The organism is Vandammella animalimorsus (assembly GCF_002285285.1).
GTDB lineage: Bacteria > Pseudomonadota > Gammaproteobacteria > Burkholderiales > Burkholderiaceae_C > Lampropedia > Lampropedia animalimorsus.
Genome location: NZ_NSJF01000001.1, coordinates 253,863 through 272,633 on the forward strand (window position 1 = coordinate 253,863; position 18,771 = coordinate 272,633).

Annotated in this window: 16 protein-coding genes and 1 tRNA gene; 13 read left to right on the forward strand and 4 right to left on the reverse strand. The window is 66.3% G+C overall.

The window, feature by feature from the left end:
* Positions 1-251 precede the first annotated feature (251 nt).
* Complete coding sequence (locus CK620_RS01080) at positions 252-1,805, reverse strand: N-acetylmuramoyl-L-alanine amidase (RefSeq protein WP_095549069.1); 1,554 nt, start codon at positions 1,803-1,805, stop codon at positions 252-254.
* 104 nt (positions 1,806-1,909) lie between these two features.
* Positions 1,910-2,467, reverse strand: a complete 558-nt coding sequence (gene tsaE / locus CK620_RS01085) for a tRNA (adenosine(37)-N6)-threonylcarbamoyltransferase complex ATPase subunit type 1 TsaE (protein ID WP_095548754.1) — start codon at positions 2,465-2,467, stop codon at positions 1,910-1,912.
* Positions 2,468-2,546: 79 nt separating this feature from the next.
* Between tsaE and queG the strand changes: the two genes are divergently transcribed.
* Positions 2,547-3,659 (forward strand): tRNA epoxyqueuosine(34) reductase QueG, encoded by a 1,113-nt coding sequence (gene queG, locus CK620_RS01090; protein WP_179290533.1) that lies wholly within the window; start codon positions 2,547-2,549, stop codon positions 3,657-3,659.
* A 113-nt stretch (positions 3,660-3,772) separates the two neighbouring features.
* The gene (locus CK620_RS01095; RefSeq protein ID WP_095548755.1) at positions 3,773-6,223 is read left to right on the forward strand and encodes a YgiQ family radical SAM protein; all 2,451 of its coding nucleotides are present in this window, start codon (positions 3,773-3,775) and stop codon (positions 6,221-6,223) included.
* A gap of 150 nt (positions 6,224-6,373) precedes the next feature.
* Here the strand turns inward: CK620_RS01095 and CK620_RS01100 are convergent, their stop codons facing one another.
* Complete coding sequence (locus CK620_RS01100) at positions 6,374-8,023, reverse strand: PHA/PHB synthase family protein (RefSeq protein ID WP_420894197.1); 1,650 nt, start codon at positions 8,021-8,023, stop codon at positions 6,374-6,376.
* A 520-nt stretch (positions 8,024-8,543) separates the two neighbouring features.
* Here CK620_RS01100 and CK620_RS01105 point away from each other — a divergent pair.
* The 10 genes from CK620_RS01105 to serB all read left to right on the forward strand — a co-directional run bounded on the left by CK620_RS01105 (position 8,544) and on the right by serB (position 17,447).
* Positions 8,544-8,620, forward strand: a tRNA-Met gene (locus CK620_RS01105).
* Positions 8,621-8,755: 135 nt separating this feature from the next.
* Positions 8,756-9,577, forward strand: a complete 822-nt coding sequence (locus tag CK620_RS01110; protein WP_095549072.1) for a TrmH family RNA methyltransferase — start codon at positions 8,756-8,758, stop codon at positions 9,575-9,577.
* Positions 9,578-9,770: 193 nt separating this feature from the next.
* Positions 9,771-10,325, forward strand: a complete 555-nt coding sequence (locus CK620_RS01115) for an Lcl C-terminal domain-containing protein (RefSeq protein WP_095548756.1) — start codon at positions 9,771-9,773, stop codon at positions 10,323-10,325.
* 188 nt (positions 10,326-10,513) lie between these two features.
* On the forward strand, positions 10,514-12,091 hold the full coding sequence (gene murJ, locus CK620_RS01120; RefSeq protein ID WP_095549073.1) for a murein biosynthesis integral membrane protein MurJ: 1,578 nt from the start codon (positions 10,514-10,516) through the stop codon (positions 12,089-12,091).
* A 94-nt stretch (positions 12,092-12,185) separates the two neighbouring features.
* Complete coding sequence (locus CK620_RS01125) at positions 12,186-13,049, forward strand: SirB1 family protein (protein WP_095548757.1); 864 nt, start codon at positions 12,186-12,188, stop codon at positions 13,047-13,049.
* A gap of 225 nt (positions 13,050-13,274) precedes the next feature.
* Positions 13,275-14,405 carry a Re/Si-specific NAD(P)(+) transhydrogenase subunit alpha gene (locus CK620_RS01130; RefSeq protein WP_095541153.1) on the forward strand — a complete coding sequence of 377 codons (1,131 nt, stop codon included), beginning with the start codon at positions 13,275-13,277 and terminating at the stop codon, positions 14,403-14,405.
* Between the two features lie 49 nt (positions 14,406-14,454).
* A complete protein-coding gene (locus tag CK620_RS01135) occupies positions 14,455-14,784 on the forward strand; it encodes an NAD(P) transhydrogenase subunit alpha part 2 (protein WP_095548758.1) in 330 nt (109 codons plus the stop codon).
* Positions 14,781-16,193: an NAD(P)(+) transhydrogenase (Re/Si-specific) subunit beta gene (locus tag CK620_RS01140; protein WP_095548759.1), complete on the forward strand. Its 1,413-nt coding sequence runs from the start codon at positions 14,781-14,783 to the stop codon at positions 16,191-16,193. Before CK620_RS01135 ends, CK620_RS01140 begins: the two co-directional genes overlap by 4 nt.
* 94 nt (positions 16,194-16,287) lie before the next feature.
* A complete protein-coding gene (locus CK620_RS01145) occupies positions 16,288-16,737 on the forward strand; it encodes an energy transducer TonB (RefSeq protein ID WP_179290534.1) in 450 nt (149 codons plus the stop codon).
* Positions 16,734-17,447, forward strand: a complete 714-nt coding sequence (gene serB / locus CK620_RS01150; RefSeq protein WP_095548761.1) for a phosphoserine phosphatase SerB — start codon at positions 16,734-16,736, stop codon at positions 17,445-17,447. Before CK620_RS01145 ends, serB begins: the two co-directional genes overlap by 4 nt.
* 384 nt (positions 17,448-17,831) lie before the next feature.
* Here the strand turns inward: serB and CK620_RS01160 are convergent, their stop codons facing one another.
* Positions 17,832-18,422, reverse strand: a complete 591-nt coding sequence (locus CK620_RS01160; protein ID WP_143325853.1) for a hypothetical protein — start codon at positions 18,420-18,422, stop codon at positions 17,832-17,834.
* A 56-nt stretch (positions 18,423-18,478) separates the two neighbouring features.
* On the opposite strand from CK620_RS01160, the gene CK620_RS01165 reads away from it, so the two are divergent.
* Positions 18,479-18,724 (forward strand): hypothetical protein, encoded by a 246-nt coding sequence (locus CK620_RS01165; protein WP_095548764.1) that lies wholly within the window; start codon positions 18,479-18,481, stop codon positions 18,722-18,724.
* Positions 18,725-18,771 lie beyond the last annotated feature (47 nt).

Genomic DNA, 18,771 nt, shown 5'->3' on the forward strand with positions numbered 1-18,771 from the left:
CCGATGAATAGTTGACGAGGGTTGATAAGGAACGGTGCTGGCACGGACGCTGGGCGTTGGAATACTTGTGTGTGGCCTCAAGCGTGGGCACATGCGAGCCTGGCCACCGTGGGCGAGAACTCATTGTGCGATGCAGCATGGTCGTGATTATGCGGCGGCTGCGCAAGGATGGCAAGCGGTTTTGCTGCAGTGCAGCAAATTAATCGATACTAAATGTATCGAAGGTGTTTCAGGCGCACATCGTGCTGGACCTATAGGCGGCGCACGCGCGCCAGCGGCGGGTGGTTGCGCAGGTAGGTCACGACGCCGGCGGCGATGGCATCGGCAATGCGGGCCTGGTACTGCGGGGAGTTGAGCAGGCGCTCCTCGTCCGGGTTGCTGATGAAGCCGGTTTCGATCAGCACGCTGGGCGTGTCGGGCGAGCGCAGCACGGCGAAGTTGGCCTGCTCGACGCTGCGCTTGTGCATGTGGGCGAATTGGGCGAGCTGGGCCGCCATGTAGCGCCCGAGCACCAGGCTGTCGCGGATTTGTGCCGAGGTGCTCATGTCGGCCAACATGCTTTGTACTTGGCGGTCGCGCGAGTGGATGTTCAACCCGCCTACGGCATCGGCCTTGTTTTCGTGCGCGGCCAGCATGCGCGCGGCGGTGCTGGTGGCGCCGCGCTGGCTGAGGGCGTAGACGCTGGAGCCGCGCGCGCGCCGGTTGAGCGCAGCGTCGGCATGGATGCTGACGAACAGGTCGGCCTGCACGCGCCGCGCGCGCTCGACGCGCGAAGCCAGCGGCACGAAGAAATCGCGGTCGCGCGTCATGTAGGCCTGCAGCGGCACACCGTTGACGCGCAGCCGGTTGATGCGCTCGCGCACCTGCAGAGCAATGGCGAGCACGACGTGTTTTTCATAGCTGCGGGCCGGGCCGATGGCGCCCGGGTCTTCGCCGCCGTGACCAGGGTCCAGCGCCACGATGTAAATGCGGTCGGTTTGCTGGCGCGTGGCTGGCGGGCTGGAGACAGGCGGCGGCGCCGGCGGGCGTGGCGCAGGGCTGGGGCGGGGCGCTGGCGGCACCGGGCGCGGCGCAGGCGCGGGGGCCGGGGCAGGCCTGGGGGCTGGCGCTGGTGGGCGCGAGCCATGCTGGCCAAACCACTCGTCCAGCGCATCTGGCCCGGGCGCTGGCTTTGGGGCCGGAGTAGGGGCTGGCGTTGGCGCAGGCGTTATCACAGGTGTTGGCGGCGCTTCAACGCTGGGCGCTTGCGCCAGGGTGCGCAGGCGTTCGTCGATGAGCTGGGCCATGGGATCGACCCGTTGCAGCGGGTACAGGTCGAAGACCAGCCGGTGCCGATAAGGCGCAATGGGCTTGAGGGTGAACACCTCTGGGCGCACGCGCTGCTTGAGGTCGATCACCATGCGCACCACGGTGGGCGAATGCTGGGCAATGCGGATGGCGGCGATGTTCGGGTCGTCGGACTTCACGCGCGTTTCCATGTTGCGCAGCTCCGGCCCCAGGCGCAGATTCTTGATGTCCACGTACAGGCGCGGCGGGTTGGCGACCAGGTCGTGCTGGGCCTCGAGCTTTTGATCCGACTCGATGGTCACGCGCGAATACTCGGGCGCGGGCCAGATGCGTAGCGCGACGATGCCTTTTTTGTTGCCCTTGGCGGCCGTTTGCGGGTAGTGGCGCTGGCTGATCTGGGCAAAGGCCACGTGCTCCACCCCCAGTGTGCACAGCAGGGCGCCGGCGCGCAGCAGGCTGCGGCGGTCCCAGCGCCGTGGCGCCGCTGCAGGCGGTTGCGCCTGGGGCGCAACCGGCATGGGGGCTGTGCTGGCAGCCAGCGGCTGAGCGTGATTGGGTGCGGGGGGGAGCGTGGCGGCGGCTTCGGCGCGGGCGGCGGCGGGCGCAGGCGGGGTCGGTGGGCTCATAGCGCGCATTGAAGCATATTTTTCGCCAATGCCTGGCCGGCTGGGCTGTAGGCCAGTAGCGCCAGTTGCCGCTGCTGTGGCTGCTGCGGCACGAATTGCAGATGCAGTGCCAAGTCGGGCAGCGGCAGTGCGTCGCCAGCCTTTTGCGGCCACTCGATCAGTTTCAGCCCGGCGCCTTGCACGGTTTCCAGCAAGCCCGAGTCCAGCCATTCCTGCGGGGTTTCGAGGCGATACAGGTCGAAATGATGCACCTGCTCAGGGGGGTGATCGAGGGCGTAGCTCTCCAGCAGCGCGTAGGTCGGGCTTTTGATGCGGCCTCGCACGCCCAGCGCACGCAGCAGGTGGCGCACCCAACTGGTCTTGCCCGCGCCCAGCGCGCCATAGAGGTGGATGCTGACTTGCGCCAGCGCCTGGCCCTGCGCGGCCAGGGCTTGGGCCAGGCGTTCGGTGGCGGTCTCGTCGGCCAGTGCAATGCTGGCTTGGGCCAGCGCGGTGGCAGTGGGCGGCTGTTCGGAGGCGGGCAGGGCTGCAGTGGTTGGGACGCTGGCGGGCATGGAGGTGCAGGCGGGCAGGTGCGATCGGGCGGGCAATGAGCGGGCGGGGCGCCCCCAGGCATTGCCTACAATTTTCCGCATGGCAGCAGAGCATGAACTTGTGCAGCAGATCCGCCACTGGGCGCGGGAGCTGGGATTCTCGCAGATCGGTGTGGCCGGCATCGACCTCTCGGATGCCGAGCCCGGGCTGCTGGCCTGGCTGGCACAGGGCTTTCATGGCGAGATGCACTATATGGAGCGCCACGGCCTCAAGCGTGCGCGGCCGGCGGAGCTGGTGCCTGGCACGCTGAGCATCGTCACCGCCCGTATGGATTACTTGGCGCCTGGCACGCCGCCGGGCTGGCAGGCGCTGGAGTTGGCGCGCCTGCAGCAGCCAGGGCAGGCCATGGTGTCGCTTTACGCGCGCGGCCGCGACTACCACAAGGTGCTGCGCCAGCGCCTGCAAAAACTGGCCGAGCGCATTGCCCAGGCGGTGGGCCCGTTGGGGCACCGGGTGTTCACCGATTCGGCGCCGGTGCTGGAGGCTGAGTTGGCCAGGCGCAGTGGCCTGGGCTGGCGCGGCAAGCACACGCTGCTGCTCTCGCGCCAGGCCGGCTCGATGTTCTTTCTGGGCGAGATCTTCCTGGATCTGGCCCTGCCGCCCACGCCGGCTACCAGCGCACACTGCGGCGCCTGCCGCGCCTGCATGGACATCTGCCCGACCCAGGCCATCGTTGCTCCGGGCCAGGTCGATGCGCGGCGCTGCATCTCCTACCTGACCATCGAGCACCCGGGCCCCATCCCCGAGCCGCTGCGCCCGGCCATGGGCAACCGCTTGTACGGCTGCGACGATTGCCAACTGGCCTGCCCGTGGAACAAGTTCGCCCAGCCCAGCGTGTTGGCCGACTTTGCCGCGCGCCCGGCGCTGCAGCAAGGCGATCTGCTGAGCCTGCTGGGCTGGAGCGAGGCCGAGTTCCTGCAGCACACCGAAGGCAGCCCCATCCGCCGCATTGGCTACGCGCGCTGGCAGCGCAACCTGGCCGTGGTCAGCGGCAATGCGCTGCGCGCAGCGCAACTGCCCCAGGCCCAGGCCCGTCTGTTGTGCCAGCATTTACAGCGCATGGTGCAGGATCCGGCCAGCGACGCCCTGGTGCGCGAGCACGCGGCCTGGGCGCTGGCGCAGGCTGGCATGGCCCTGGTCCAGCAGGGCTGACTGGCCTGGCCTTGCACCCATTGGGCCGCACCGCGCTACCATCACGGCCTTGCTTGACGCCTGCGCACAGGCCATCCAGACCAACGCCTTCAGCCAGCCGCTGGGCCCGCCCCATGAATGCCCCCATCGATGTTTCCTTTTTCCCGCGCCATGCCAAGCCATTGAGCGCCTACAAGCCCTATTGGGCCAAGCGCTTTGGCACCGCGCCTTTCCTGCCCATGAGCCGCGCCGAGATGGAGCAGCTGGGCTGGGACAGCTGCGACATCATCCTGGTGACGGGCGACGCCTACGTGGACCACCCCAGCTTTGGCATGGCCGTGATCGGCCGCGTGCTGGAGGCGCAGGGCTTTCGCGTGGGCATCATCGCCCAGCCCGACTGGCACAGCGCCGAGCCCTTCAAGGCGCTGGGCCGGCCCAACCTGTTCTGGGGCGTGACGGCAGGCAATATGGATTCGATGATCAACCGCTACACGGCCGATCGCAAAATCCGCAGCGACGACGCCTACACCCCCGGCAACGTGGGCGGCAAGCGGCCCGACCGCGCCGCCATCGTCTATAGCCAGCGCTGCCGCGAGGCCTACAAGGACGTGCCCATCATCCTGGGCGGCATCGAGGGCAGCCTGCGCCGCATCGCCCACTACGATTACTGGAGCGACAAGGTGCGCCGCTCCATCGTGGTGGACAGCAAGTGCGACCTGCTGCTGTACGGCAACGCCGAGCGCGCGCTGGTGGAAGTGGCGCACCGCCTGGCGCGGCGCGAGCCAGTGGCGCAGATCACCGACGTGCGCGGCACGGCCTTCGTGCGCCGCGCGCAGGATGAAGGCAAGCAGTGGTGGGAGCTGGACTCCACCGATGTGGACAGCCCCGGCCCGGTGGAGCCGCACATCAACCCCTATCTGACTGTGGGCGAGCAGGCCGCCAAGGCTGGCCAGGCGTGCCAGAACGGCCAATATGCCCCAAGCGATGCCCAGCCCGGCCACCCGGGCGAGGGGCAGGGCAGCGCCGGCCAGGCCGGCAGCGACCAGGCGGATGTGCGGCCCGTGCAATTCATGCCCAACCCGGCGTTGGCCGGGCGCAAGAACTCCCGCGCCCTGCCGCCGCGCGAACACACCGTCATTCGCCTGCCCAGCTACGAGCAGGTCAAGGCCGACCCGGTGCTCTACGCCCACGCCAACCGCGTGCTGCACCTGGAGACCAACCCTGGCAACGCCCGCGCCCTGGTGCAGCGCCACGGCGAAGGCGCGGCCGCGCGCGACGTGTGGCTCAACCCGCCGCCCATCCCGCTGACCACGGCCGAGATGGACCACGTCTTCGGCCTGCCCTACGCGCGCAGCCCGCACCCGCGCTATGCCGATGAACAGGGCAGCCACGACGGCGTGACCAAGATCCCGGCCTGGGAGATGATTCGCACCTCGGTGAACATCATGCGCGGTTGTTTTGGCGGCTGCACCTTCTGCTCCATCACCGAGCATGAAGGCCGCATCATCCAAAGCCGCTCGGAAGACTCCATCATTGGCGAGATCGAGGAGATCCGCGACAAGGTTCAGGGCTTTACCGGCGTCATCTCCGACCTGGGCGGGCCCACGGCCAACATGTACCGCCTGGGCTGTCGCTCGCCCGAAATCGAGGCTGCCTGCCGCAAGCCCAGCTGCGTTTACCCCGGCATCTGCCCCAATTTGCACACCGACCACGGCCCGCTGATCCGCATCTATCGCCGCGCGCGTGGCCTCAAGGGCATCAAGAAGATCCTCATCGGCTCGGGCCTGCGCTACGACCTGGCCGTGCAATCGCCCGAATACGTCAAGGAGCTGGTGCAGCACCATGTGGGCGGCTATTTGAAAATCGCGCCCGAGCACACCGAAGCCGGCCCGCTGTCGAAGATGATGAAGCCTGGCATCGGCACCTACGACCGCTTCAAGCAGATGTTCGAGCGCTACAGCGCCGAGGCCGGCAAGAAGCAGTACCTCATCCCCTACTTCATCGCCGCGCACCCGGGCACCAGCGACGAGGACATGATGAACCTGGCGCTGTGGTTGAAGAAAAACGGTTTTCGCGCCGACCAGGTGCAGACCTTCTACCCCAGCCCCATGGCCACAGCCACGGCCATGTACCACTCCGGGCGCAACCCGCTCAAGCGCGTGCGCCGCTGGATGCAGGACAAGAGCGAGGAGCAGGTGGACATCGTGCGTGGCGAGAAGCGCCGCCGCCTGCACAAGGCCTTTTTGCGCTGGCACGACCCAAACAACTGGCCGCTGCTGCGCCAAGCCCTCAAGGACATGGGCCGCGCCGACTTGATCGGCAATGGCAAGCAGCACCTCATCCCCACCTGGCAACCGCTGACCGACGGCAGCTACCAAAGCGCGCGGCGCAGCAACTCCACCCCCAAGCAAGCGCTGCAACCGCGCCGCGCCGATGCTGGCTCGGGCAGCGCCACCAAGCCAGGCCCCAAGGCCCGGCCCGGCCGCGCCAGCGCCCGCAAGCCCCAGGCGCAGCGCGGCAGTGCGCCCCAGCCCGGCCGGCTGCTGACCCAGCACACCGGCCTGCCGCCCCGGCCCGGCAAGTAGCCAGGCAATAGGCAGGTCAGGCAGTGCAAGGCGCTCTGCGCGCCATCACCAAAAAAGCCGCTGGGCGCTACAAAAAAACAAAAAACGCCTGCCCGGTCAAGGGCAGGCGTTGCTGTGAGCAGGGCAGGGCTGCAGCAATGATTCAAGTTTTCATGCGCGCTGCTTGACGTAGCTGCCGGGGGCGGGCTCCAGCACCTTGTAGGCGCTGCCTTTGCCCGGTTTTTTCGGCGCTGGGATCTGCTTGCCGGCGTGCTCGGCCAGCCATTGCGCCCAGTCCGGCCACCAGCTGCCGGGTTGCTGCTCGGCCGTCTCCAGCCACTGGCTCCAGTCCTCGGGGTATTGGCCGCTTTCGCTCTTCCAGTAGCTGCGCTTGCCGCGCGCCGGCGGGTTGATGACCCCGGCGATGTGGCCCGAGGCGCCCATGACGAAGCGCTTGGGCCCGCTGAACACCTGGGTGCTGGCGTAGGCGCCGCGGATGGGCACGATGTGGTCCTCGCGTGAGCCGTAGATGTACATCGAGGCCTTGATCTTGCTCAGGTCGATGGCTTCGCCGCAGACCATGGCCTGGCCGGGCTGCACCAGGCGGTTTTCCAGATAGGTGTTGCGCAGGTACCAGGCGTAGAACGGGCCGGGCAGGTTGGTGCCGTCGCTGTTCCAGTACAGCAGGTCGAACGGCGGCGGGGTCTCGCCCTTGAGGTAGTTGCCCACCACGTAGTTCCACACCAGTTCGTTGGGGCGCAGAAAGCTGAAGGTGGTGGCCAGATCCTGGCCGCGCATCAGGCCGCGCTGGCCCATTTGCATTTCACGGAACTGCACGACGTTCTCGTCGATGAAGATGTCCAGGATGCCCGTTTCGCTGAAGTCCACCAGCGTGGTCAGCAGCGTGGCGCTGTGCACCGGGTGCTGGCCGCGCGCGGCCAGCACGGCCAGCGCCGTGGTCAGGATGGTGCCGCCGACGCAAAAGCCCAGCGCGTTGATGGTCTCGGCGCCGGTGATGTCCTGCACTGCCTGGATGGCGCGCATGGCCGCATGCTCGATGTAGTCGTCCCAGGTCTTGGTGTCCATGCTCTGGTCGGGGTTGCGCCAGCTGACGACGAAGCAGCGATGCCCCTGGGAAACGGCGTATTCGATGAAGGAATTGCCCGGCTGCAAATCCAGGATGTAGTACTTGTTGATGCACGGCGGCACCAGCAGGAAAGGGCGCTCATGCACCTTGGCCGTGGTGGGCGTGTACTCGATGAGCTGGAAGAACTCGTTCTGAAACACCACCGAGCCGGGGGTGATGGCGATGTTGCGGCCGACCTCGAACTGTGCCTCGTCGGTCATCGAGATGTGGCCGCGCTGGATGTCCTCCCACATGTTCATCAGGCCCTTGGAGATGCTCTCGCCCTTGCTGCTCAGGGCCTTGACCTGGGCGTCCGGGTTCAGCGCCATGAAGTTGGTCGGCGCGGCTGCAGCCAGCCACTGGTCGACGGCGAACTGCAGGCGGGCGCGGGTTTTGGGGTCGGTCTCGGTGATCTCCACCAGCTTTTGCAAGGCGCTGGAATTGATCTGGTAGAGCGCGGCCGTCATGGCAGCCGGGCCATTTTCCAGCCAGGCCTGGCTGGAAAAGCGCCGATCCGAGCGCAGCACCTCGCCCAAATCCTTGGTCTCGCTCTGCGCCAGCTGCGAGATCTGCGCCAGATATTCCTGTTGCAGCGTCTGCAGCTTTTGCGGGGCGATGAACAGCCCGGCCAGCGGCGCGGCAGCGCCAGCATTGCCGCTTGACTGGGTTGGCATGAACGGGGCCAGAAAGCCCATAGGGCTGCCCAGCATGCCCATCATGGCCTCGGGCGTAAAAGGCGCTGCCTGGGCCGGGGCCTCTTGCCCGACTTGTTTAGGCTGCGCGGCCTTGGTTGGTTTGGCGCCCTTGCCGGTTGTGTCAGGCTGCTGGCTGGCACTGGCTGCGGCGGCCAGCGGCGCTTGCATGGCCTGCTGCGTCCATTGCATCCATTGGCCGAGCGCGGCCTGCTGAAACTGCTGCAGCTGCGCCCAGTAATCGGCCGGGCCTTGGCCTGGGGCAGCCTTGGGCTGGGCGTCGTGCTTGCTCATGGATGAAGTCTCCTTGTCGGTGGGTGTGTTGAAAATGCCGGGCAAAGGCCTTGCCAAGTAAGTGTGCGGCAGGCGTGCCTGTCGCCCGCGATCATAGAGAGCGCGGCAGAGCGCATTCAAGTGGGAAAACCCCGGGCTGCAGGCCACTGCAGGATGCTTTGGCAAGAAATTCTTGCAGCTTGCCCGTGCGGGGCAAAAACTGTGTCTATAATCTCGCTTCTTTACTGATGGCGCATTAGCTCAGTTGGTTAGAGCGACGGAATCATAATCCGCAGGTCCGGGGTTCGAGTCCCTGATGCGCCACCAAATTCCAGGGCTTGTAGAGTGATCTACAAGCCCTTTTGTTTTGGGCCGCGCAGCGTCAAGCGCAGCCCTCCGTCTACCCGTCTACCCTCTTCACATTCGCGCGCCTGTTCAAGAATCTTGGTGCGAGCTGAAAAAGTGAGCCCCCCATCGGTCAACCTCATCGCCTCGCGCGAGAACGCGCAGATCAAGCTCTGGCGCCGTCTGGCGCAGCAGAGCAATGCCTATCGCAAGCACGGCCAGCTTTGGCTGGAAGGCGAGCACCTGTGCGCCATGGCGCAGCAGGCGCGCCTGCCGGTGCAGGCGCTGGTGCTGTCGCGCACACGCTGGGAGGCCGGCGAGCTGGCGCAATGGATGCCATTTCAAGGAAGCGGCGGCGCGCCTGGTGCGACCCAGGCGCGGGCTTTTGTGCTCGAAGACGGGTTGTTCGCCCACGTCAGCGGGCTGGAAAGCCCGGCCGGCCTGGCCTATGTCACGACCTGGCAGGCCCAGGCCCAGCCCGTGCCAGGTCTGGCCACGGTGGTGCTCGATCGCCTGCAGGATGCGGGCAACGTCGGCGCCATCTTGCGCTGCGCGGCGGCTTTCGGCTTTGGCCAGGTGCTGGCGCTGGAGGGCACGGTGGCGCTGTATTCGCCCAAGGTGTTGCGCGCTGGCATGGGCGCGCACTTCAGCCTGCATCTGCTGGAGCAGGCCACGCTGGAGCAGGTGCAGGCGTTGCAGCTGCCGCTGCTGCTGACCAGCTCGCACGCCGGCCAATATGTGCACCAGGCCCAGTTGCCCTGGCCCTGCGCCTGGGTGCTGGGCCACGAAGGGCAGGGCGTGGCGCAGGCCTTGGCAGAGCTGCCACACCAGCCGCTGCGCATTGCCCAGCCGGGTGGGCAGGAGTCACTCAACGTCGCCACCGCTGCGGCCATTTGCCTGCATGCCAGCGCAGTGAGCGCCGCTGCAACTGGGGCTTGAACAGGCGCTTTTGGCTGGCGTTCCATAGGTGCTGGCAGCAGTGCTTTGCGGGTTTTCCTGATGCACATCGCAAGGAAATAGCTTGTTGCACAGGTTACAGTTGTTCCTGAATGAATGCATTTCTGCACTTCATGAACACTGGGGAGTCGGCATGCCTTTGCAGACACTGCCCCTGAAAGAGTGAGATCGCCCCATGCCCGACCCGCACACCACCCCCGTTGCCTGCTTCACAGAGCCTTTGCTTCGATATCGCCAGCACGGGCGCGCAGCCATGGCGGCGCTGGCCTTGGCCCTGGCCGCCGCACCGGCGCTGGCGACCTGCCCCATCAATGGCAAGCCAGGGCAATTTGAGGTTGTGCCCGAGAGCCACGGTGCGGAAGTCCGGGACACGGCCACCGGCCTGGTCTGGCGGCGGTGCAGCGAGGGCCAGAGCTGGAGCGGCACATCCTGTGTGGGCACCTTCAGCCGGATGACCTACGACGAGGCCATGGCCCATGCCGAAGGGCAGCCAGATGGGCGCTTGCCCAGCCTCAAAGAGCTGCAGACGTTGGTGAATCGAGACTGCACAAACCCTGCCATTGACACTGACACCTTCCCGAACACGCCCGGCACCTGGTATTGGACGAGGACGCCCTATGCAGGCAGCTCTGCCGATGCCTGGATCGTGGGCTTTTCCGAGGGCGGCTTTGCCGATTACTACTACCAGAACTTCCGTGGCGCGGTGCGCTTGGTGCGAACCGGCCGGTGATGCCGATGTATGTTGGGGGGCGGCTTGGCCGCCCTCGTTTTTGTGGCCATGGCCGGCGCTGTATGGTGAGCAGCTCGGCGTGGCGCGCCTGGCCGCCTTGCCTACAATCGCCATCTGCATGCTGCCGCTTGCCAGGCGGCATTTTTTTGATCTTTTTTCGCGCCGCACTGCGCTGGGGCGCTGCTGTTGTGTCTCTCTTCAAAGCTGCTTCCACGGTGTCCTTGCTGACGCTGGCCTCGCGCGTGACCGGGTTGGTGCGCGATCTGTTGATGGCCGCCGTCTTTGGCGCCAACGCCCTGACCGATGCCTTCAACGTGGCATTTCGCATTCCCAACTTGTTCCGGCGCCTGTTTGCCGAAGGGGCCTTCAGCCAGGCTTTCGTGCCGGTGCTGGCGGCCACGCGCGCGCAGCAGGGCGATGCGGCCACGCAGCAGCTGATCGACCGGGTGGCCACGGCGCTGCTGTGGGTGCTGCTGCTGTTCAGCGCCCTGGGCGTGCTGGCCGCGCCGCTGTTGGTGTGGCTGCTGGCCAGCGGCCTGCAGCAGGACGGCAGCTTCGATGCCGCAGTGCGCATGACGCGCTGGATGTTCCCCTACATCGCCTGCATGTCGCTGGTGGCGCTTTCGGCGGGCATTCTCAATACCTGGAAGCGCTATGCCGTGCCAGCGGCCACGCCGGTGTTGCTCAATCTGTGCATGATCGCCGCCGCGCTGGGGCTGGCGCCAGCGTTTGCGCGCGCGGGCATCGAGCCGATCTATGCCATGGCCGCAGGCGTCATGGCCGGTGGGCTGCTGCAGCTGGGCATCCAGGTGCCGGCCTTGCTGCGCATGGGCCTGCTGCCGCGCCTGGCGTTCAGCCCGGCGGGCATTGCCCAGGCCTGGCGCGACAGCGGCGTGCGGCGCATTCTGGCGCTGATGGGCCCGGCGCTGCTGGGTGTGGGCGTGGCGCAGATTTCGCTGATGATCAACACGCAGATTGCCTCTTACCTGCAGGCCGGCAGCGTGACCTGGCTGTTTTATGCCGATCGCCTGATGGAGTTCCCCACGGCCTTGCTGGGCGTGGCGCTGGGCGTGGTGTTGACGCCGCGCCTGGCTGCGGCCCAGGCCGCCGGTGATGGCGCGCAGTATTCGGCCATGCTCGACTGGGGGCTGCGCATGGTGGTGGCGCTGGCGTTGCCCTGTGCTGTGGGCCTGCTGTGTTTTGCCACGCCGCTGGTGGCCAGCCTGTTCCACTATGGCGCGCTGCGCGATGGCGATGTGCGGCAGATTGCGCTGGCCCTGATGGGCTATGGCGCGGGCCTGTTGGGGCTGGTGGCCGTGAAGGTGCTGGCGCCGGGCTACTACGCCAGCCAGGACATGCGCACGCCAGTCAAGGTGGCGGTGGTGGTGCTGGTATTGACGCAATGCCTCAATGCTGTGCTGGTGCCGGTGCTGGCCCATGCCGGGCTGGCGCTGTCGATCGGCATCGGGGCGCTGTGCAATGCCCTTTGGCTGCTGTTGGGCCTGCGTCGCCGTGGCGCCTATCGCCCTGCGCCGGGCTGGTGGCGTTTTGGCAGTCAGGTGTTGGCGGGCTTGATTGCGCTGGCGCTGTTTTTGCTGTGGGCAGCGCAGTCGCAGGATTGGCTGGCGCTGCGCGCCGCGCCGGGCTGGCGCATTCTGCACCTGGGCTGGATGCTGCTGGCGGCCGTGGGCGTGTACTTTGGCGTGTTGTTGGCCAGTCGTTTTGACTGGCGCGCGCTGCTGCGCGGGCCGCGTCAGTGGGATTGAACCTCGCACCCAATACTGCGCTCGGGTTTGGCGCAACAGGTCAGGGGCTGTTGCTACACTGACTGGCCCCTGGTTCGTCTTGCCTGCCCACGCCATGCCGCCCTTGAACCTGCTTCCCCCCACGCCGCTTGAGTACTTCGCCTGCCTGGTGCAGTCGGATCAGGACTTCCCGTTGCTGGAGGCGGCAGCCAGTCTGGCGCACGACGAATACCCGGAGCTGGACTTGCAGCAAGTGCTCTCGGAGGTGGATCACCTGCATGCGCGCCTGCGCCAGCGCCAGGCTGGGCGCGGCATCACGGCCGGCTCGGTGCTCGAGCGCATCCAGAGCCTGAACCGCTTTTTTTATGGCGAGCTGGGCTTTGCCGTCAACCGCAACGACTACTACGACCCGGAGAACAGCTACCTGCACCAGGTGCTGCAGACGCGCCGGGGCATCCCGATCTCGATTGGCGTGCTGTGGCTGGAGCTGGCGCGCGGCCTGGGGCTGGATGCGCACGGCGTGTCCTTCCCGGGGCACTTCATGCTCAAAGTGTTGCTGCCGCAGGGGCAGGTGATTCTGGATCCGCTCACGGGCCGGTCTTTCTCCAGTGAGGACTTGGCGCAGCAGCTGCAGGGGCAGCTCCCCAGGCTCACGCTTTACAACGACGAAACCTTGCCGCTGGGCCTGTTTCTGCAAAGCGCCTCGCCGCGCGAGACGATTGCGCGCATGCTGCGCAACCTCAAGGAGATCTTCCGCGTTCAAGGCGACGCCCAGCGTGCGCTGGCTGTGCAGCAGCGCCTGGTCGTGCTGCTGCCGCAGGACTGGGGCGAGCTGCGCGACCGCGGCTGGGCCTACGATGCGCTGGGCCAGTCACAGCCAGCCATTGCCGATCTGCAGGCCTATCTGGAGCACAACCCGCAGGCCCCCGACGCTCGGGAGGTCGAGCACAAGCTGCAGCAGTTGCGCGCGCAGACTTGAGAGACTGCCCTCAAAAAAACGCGCCCCGCGCTCATTGCCAGGATTGAGCGGTCTGCTGCCGCGCGGATTGCGGCGCTGTGCCGAGCGCCAAGCCTTGCATAGTGCATAACACGCTCTAACCCACGCGACAGGCCTTGCGCCGATCGTGCCGCGTTCTGCGCGGCGCGGCCCTCAAAGCCCTCTACACTTGCGCATGCTGTGATTCAACCCTGGAAGGAGGCATGCATGCGCATTGGTGTACCCCTGGAGACGGCCGCGGGCGAGACCCGGGTGGCAGCCACGCCCGAGACGGTCAAGAAGCTCGTGGCGCAAGGCCACGAGGTGCTGGTGCAATCGGAGGCTGGCCTGGCCGCGGCGGCCACGGACGAGGCCTACCGCGCAGCCGGCGCGCAAATCGTTGATGCCGCTGCGGCCTTGGGGGCCGAGCTGGTGCTGAAGGTGCGCGCACCCTCGGCGCAGGAGCTGCCCGCGCTGCAGCCCGGCGCGGTGCTGGTGGGCATGCTCAACCCCTTCGATGCGCAGGGCCTGCAGGCCCTGGCCGATGCGCGGCTGACGGCCTTCGCGCTGGAGGCCGCGCCGCGCACCACGCGCGCGCAAAGCATGGACGTGCTGTCCTCGCAGGCCAACATCGCTGGCTACAAGGCGGTGATCATGGCCGCCGATGCCTATCCGCGCTTCTTCCCCATGCTGATGACGGCCGCTGGCACCGTCAAGGCCGCCAAGGTGGTGGTATTGGGCGTGGGCGTGGCTGGGCTGCAAGCCATTGCCACGGCCAAGCGCCTGGGCGCCACGATCGAGGCCAGCGACGTTCGCCCCAGCGTGAAGGAGCAGGTCGAGTCGCTGGGCGCGAAGTTCATCGACGTGCCCTATGAGACCGATGAGGAGCGCGAGGCCGCCGAAGGCGTGGGCGGTTACGCCCGGCCCATGCCGGCGAGCTGGCTGGAGCGCCAGAAGGCCGAGGTGGCCAAGCGCGTGGCCGCAGCCGACGTGGTCATCACCACGGCCTTGATCCCCGGCCGCGCCGCGCCCACGCTGGTGACCGAGGACATGGTGCGCGCCATGAAGCCCGGCGCAGTGATCGTGGACATCGCCGCCGGCCGTGGCGAGGGCGGCGTGGGCGGCAACTGCCCGCTGACGCAGGCCGACGCCACCGTGGTGCGCCACGGCGTGACCATCATCGGCCAGACCAATCTGCCGGCGCTGGTGGCCGCTGACGCCTCGCAGCTGTATGCGCGCAACGTGCTCGACTTCCTCAAGCTCATCCTGCCCAAGGACGAGGGCCTGAAGATCGACACCGAAGACGACATCGTCGCCGCCTGCCTGGTGGCGCGCGATGGCCAGCTGCTGCGGCGCTGAGGCCCGCCGCCCCGCTTTGCATGAACCCACCGAGTCAAGGAGAGAAGGCATGGATTTCGTATCCCCGATCGTGACCAATCTGATCATCTTCGTGCTGGCCATTTACGTGGGCTACCACGTGGTCTGGAACGTCACCCCCGCGCTGCACACGCCGCTGATGGCGGTGACCAACGCCATTTCCGCCATCGTCATCGTCGGCGCCATGCTGGCTGCCGCGCTCACCGAGGGCGGCTTTGCCAAGCTCATGGGCGTGCTGGCCGTGGCGCTGGCAGCCGTGAACGTCTTTGGCGGTTTCCTGGTCACGCGCCGCATGCTGGAGATGTTCAAGAAGAAGGAGCGCAAGCCCGCTGCCGAGGCCAAGAAAGGGGGCGCGGCATGAATCTGGTCACCCTGCTGTATCTGCTGGCCAGCGTCTGCTTCATTCAGGCGCTCAAGGGCCTGTCGCACCCGACCACCTCGATCCGAGGCAATATCTTCGGCATGACCGGCATGCTCATTGCCGTGCTGACCACGGCTGGGCTGATCATCAAGCTCGGCGGCGCGGGCGGCTTGGGCTGGGTCATCCTGGGCCTGCTGGCCGGTGGCACGGCCGGCGCCATCATGGCCAAGCGTGTGGAAATGACGAAGATGCCCGAGTTGGTGGCCTTCATGCACAGCATGATTGGCCTGGCCGCGGTCTTTATCGCCGTGGCCGCCGTGGCTGAGCCCTGGGCTTTCGGCATCAGCGCCAAAGGCCAGCCCATTCCGGGCGGCAACCGCATCGAGCTGGCGCTGGGCGCCTTCATCGGGGCCATCACCTTCACCGGCTCGGTCATTGCCTTTGGCAAGCTCTCGGGCAAGTACAAGTTCCGCCTGTTCCAGGGCAAGCCGGTGGTGTTTTCCGGCCAGCATTGGCTGAACCTGGCGCTGGGCCTGCTGGCGCTGATCTTCGTGCTGACGTTCTGGGGCGGCCAGGGCTGGTTCTCCATGACCATGGTGATCGCGCTGGGCTTTGCGCTGGGCGTGCTGCTCATCATCCCCATCGGCGGGGCAGACATGCCTGTGGTGGTGTCCATGCTCAACAGCTACTCGGGCTGGGCCGCAGCAGGCATTGGCTTCTCGCTCAACAACAGCATGCTCATCATCGCCGGCTCGCTGGTGGGCAGCTCGGGCGCCATCCTCAGCTACATCATGTGCAAGGCCATGAACCGCTCGTTCTTCAACGTCATCCTGGGCGGCTTTGGCGGCGATGCGGCCGCAGCCGCTGGCGGCGAGCAGGAGCAGCGCAGCGTCAAGAGCGGCAGCGCCGACGATGCGGCCTTCGTGCTGGGCAATGCCGACAGCGTGGTCATCGTGCCCGGCTACGGCCTGGCCGTGGCGCGCGCGCAGCATGCCGTCAAGGAGCTGGCGGCCAAGCTGACGGAAAAAGGCATCGACGTGAAGTACGCCATCCACCCCGTGGCAGGCCGCATGCCCGGCCACATGAACGTGCTGCTGGCCGAGGCCGAGGTGCCTTACGACCAGGTGTTCGAGATGGAAGACATCAACGGCGAGTTCGGCCAGGTGGACGTGGCCATCGTGCTGGGCGCCAATGACGTGGTCAACCCCGTGGCGCTGCAAAAAGGCAGCCCGATCTACGGCATGCCCATTCTGGAGGCCTACAAGGCCAAGACCGTCATCGTCAACAAGCGCTCCATGGCCGCCGGCTACGCCGGGCTGGACAACGAACTGTTCTACATGGACAAGACCATGATGGTCTTTGGCGATGCCAAGAAGGTGGTGGAGGACATCACCAAGGCCATTGAGTGATGTCCCGCATGCCCATGCGCGCGGGCCAGGCAACAGGGCTTAACTGGCCCGCCTGGCCTGCTGGCGTTTTCACTGCTTGAGGATGTGCCCTGCCATGCTGACCTCGCCTTTGCCCTCACTGTGCCGCGCGGGCTGTGCGGCAGCCCTGGCCTTGGCTGTGTTGGCCGGTTGCGCCTCCAAGCCCGATGTCGTCACCCCGCCGAGCCTGATGTACGCGCTGACCGTGGCTTACCCCGCCAAGGCCCTGCGGCAGGGGCTGGAGGGCAAGGCCGTGGTCGAGCTGCATTACGACGCGCAAGGCCAGGTGCTGCAGGCGCACATCCAGCAAAGCAGCGGCCATCCCGAGCTGGATGCCGCAGCCCTGGAAGCGGCTGGCAAGGCCCGCCTGCAACCGGGCACGCGCAATGGCAAGCCCGAGGCCGGCCGCGTCGGTCTGCCTGTGCAATTTGTGATCCCCAAGCCCGCAGCGCCTGCGCCTGCAGCCACGCCTGAGCCTGCGGCCCATCCCTTTGCGACCCCAATCCAACGATCGAGCACCCCATGAGCAAACAAGAATGGGCCCCTGGCCTGGAAATCCAGGGCATCAAGCCGCCGCTGGCGCTGCAAGACTTTCGCCTCATCGCCTTCGACATGGACTCCACGCTGGTGACCTCCGAATGCGTGGACGAGATTGCCGACGTGGTGGGCAAGAAGGCCGAAGTGGCCGCCATCACCGAGGCGGCCATGCAAGGCATCATCACCGACTACAAGGAAAGCCTGCGCCAGCGCGTGGCGCTGCTGCAGGGCGTGACGCTGGCGCAGCTTGAGCAGGTCTATGCCGAGCGCGTGGCCCTGACCCCCGGCGCAGAGCAGCTGGTGCAGGCCTGCCAGCGCGCCGGCCTCAAGACCATGCTGGTCTCCGGGGGCTTTACCTTCTTCACCGACCGCATCAAGCAGCGCCTGGCGTTGGACTTTGCGCGCTCCAATCAGTTGGAGGTACAGGATGGCGTGCTCACCGGCCGCATGCTGGACCAATCCTGGGGCGATATTTGCGACGGAGATGAAAAGCGCCGCGCCGTGCTGGACCTGGCCTCGCTGATGGGAATCTCGCCCGAGCAGGTCATCGCCGTGGGCGACGGCGCCAACGACATCCCGATGATGCAGGCCGTGGGCCTGTCGGTGGCCTTCCACGCCAAGCCGCGCGTGCGCGCCCAGGCCAAGGTTGCCATCAACCAGGGCGGGCTGGAGCGTCTGCTGGAAGTGTTCAAGGCTTGAGCCACCATTCTTTTCAGAACCTGCTCAAAAGTTCTGCACAGTGAGCAACCCAGCGGATTGTGGCGATCTGCTGCATTGCAAAGCCCCGCTGGGTCAAACAGCCCGGCTGCGTGATGTGCGCAAAGTGGTTTGGGCTGCGAGCCGCCGCACCCAAAAGGCGATGGCTCAACCTGCGCCCAATCTTGGCGCGGGTGGCCCGCCGGGCGCTCAGCGCGGCAGCAGTCCCGGCAGGCACGCCCCCGATGGGGCGCAGCAATTGCAGCACGCGGGGTAGCCCGCTTGCGGCTCGGCGCAAACCCCCTCCGCTTGCCAGCGCGCGGCCTTGGGATTTGCCGCGTAACGCTTCATGAACGCCGGCGGCGGATCGACGAACTCCGTAAACAGTCAGGCATTCATGAAAATCAAGGCAAAGCCATAGCCGATCATCAGCACCCAGAGGTGAACGGAAATCTCTCTGTAAATTCCATGGGCCTTGTAGGAATCCATCTTCCCTTTGATTTCCCGGGACAGATGGTCGAAATTCATCTTGACCACAAAAAACACCGCCACTGCCTGGCCGCTCACCAAAATCGGGAAAAACCCAAAAAACGAACTGCCATTGATGACCAAAAAATCCTTGAGCACATCCCTGTTCTCGATGGCAACAAAATACAAAATCCCCACGATGTAAACCAGCCCAAACGCCAGGCCATTCTGGGTGAAATTGAAGTGCCCCGATTCATTCGTCAACTGCTTGCCCTCGGTAAACACCTTGCTGATGCAGGACACCAGCACAAACAGCAGGCACCAGCCCACAATCACCACAAACAGCTTGATGAAGACCTTTTCCATCTGGAAGTTCATGCGCTCGCCCTCCACCGCGATGCGCACCTCCCAGAGGCTCAGCGCCATGGCCATCAGGGCCAGCGTGAAAAACAGCACCACCGCCCCGCCCAGCAGCGCCACCCCACCTGCCGCCGATTTCTTCTGCAGCACGTACACGACCTCATCTACTGCCTCGAACACGCACCACGGTGGCATAGACAGCGTACGTGGCCCTGGCCTTTCGCAACGCACGCGGCGGCCGGCACCGCGCCGTCATCGACGCTGCGCTGGCCATCCTGCACCAACGCTTTGCAAGCAGCGAAACCGCTGAGGACTACCGCAAGGATGGCCCGGTATCGGTCGCCAAATTCGAGCTGGGCGAAGGCAATGCGCCAGAACTGCGCGAAGTCCGGGCGCTGCGGCAGCCGCAAGCCAGCGAGGTGATCGAGCAACTGCTGGCCCGGCTTGGGTAAAAGCTGACCGCAGGGGCTTGAGCAGGTTCCAAGGCCAGCCACATGCC

What these genes read in the sequence shown, in the direction of transcription:
- CK620_RS01095 (WP_095548755.1), top strand. Translation starts at nt 3,773, where the DNA reads ATGAATGCCCCCATCGATGTTTCCTTTTTCCCGCGCCATGCCAAGCCA.
- CK620_RS01140 (WP_095548759.1), top strand. Translation starts at nt 14,781, where the DNA reads ATGAATCTGGTCACCCTGCTGTATCTGCTGGCCAGCGTCTGCTTCATT.
- queG (WP_179290533.1), top strand. Translation starts at nt 2,547, where the DNA reads ATGGCAGCAGAGCATGAACTTGTGCAGCAGATCCGCCACTGGGCGCGG.
- tsaE (WP_095548754.1), bottom strand. Translation starts at nt 2,467, where the DNA reads ATGCCCGCCAGCGTCCCAACCACTGCAGCCCTGCCCGCCTCCGAACAG.
- serB (WP_095548761.1), top strand. Translation starts at nt 16,734, where the DNA reads ATGAGCAAACAAGAATGGGCCCCTGGCCTGGAAATCCAGGGCATCAAG.
- CK620_RS01135 (WP_095548758.1), top strand. Translation starts at nt 14,455, where the DNA reads ATGGATTTCGTATCCCCGATCGTGACCAATCTGATCATCTTCGTGCTG.
- CK620_RS01145 (WP_179290534.1), top strand. Translation starts at nt 16,288, where the DNA reads ATGCTGACCTCGCCTTTGCCCTCACTGTGCCGCGCGGGCTGTGCGGCA.
- CK620_RS01115 (WP_095548756.1), top strand. Translation starts at nt 9,771, where the DNA reads ATGCCCGACCCGCACACCACCCCCGTTGCCTGCTTCACAGAGCCTTTG.
- CK620_RS01100 (WP_420894197.1), bottom strand. Translation starts at nt 8,023, where the DNA reads ATGGGCTTTCTGGCCCCGTTCATGCCAACCCAGTCAAGCGGCAATGCT.
- CK620_RS01125 (WP_095548757.1), top strand. Translation starts at nt 12,186, where the DNA reads ATGCCGCCCTTGAACCTGCTTCCCCCCACGCCGCTTGAGTACTTCGCC.
- CK620_RS01130 (WP_095541153.1), top strand. Translation starts at nt 13,275, where the DNA reads ATGCGCATTGGTGTACCCCTGGAGACGGCCGCGGGCGAGACCCGGGTG.
- CK620_RS01080 (WP_095549069.1), bottom strand. Translation starts at nt 1,805, where the DNA reads ATGCCGGTTGCGCCCCAGGCGCAACCGCCTGCAGCGGCGCCACGGCGC.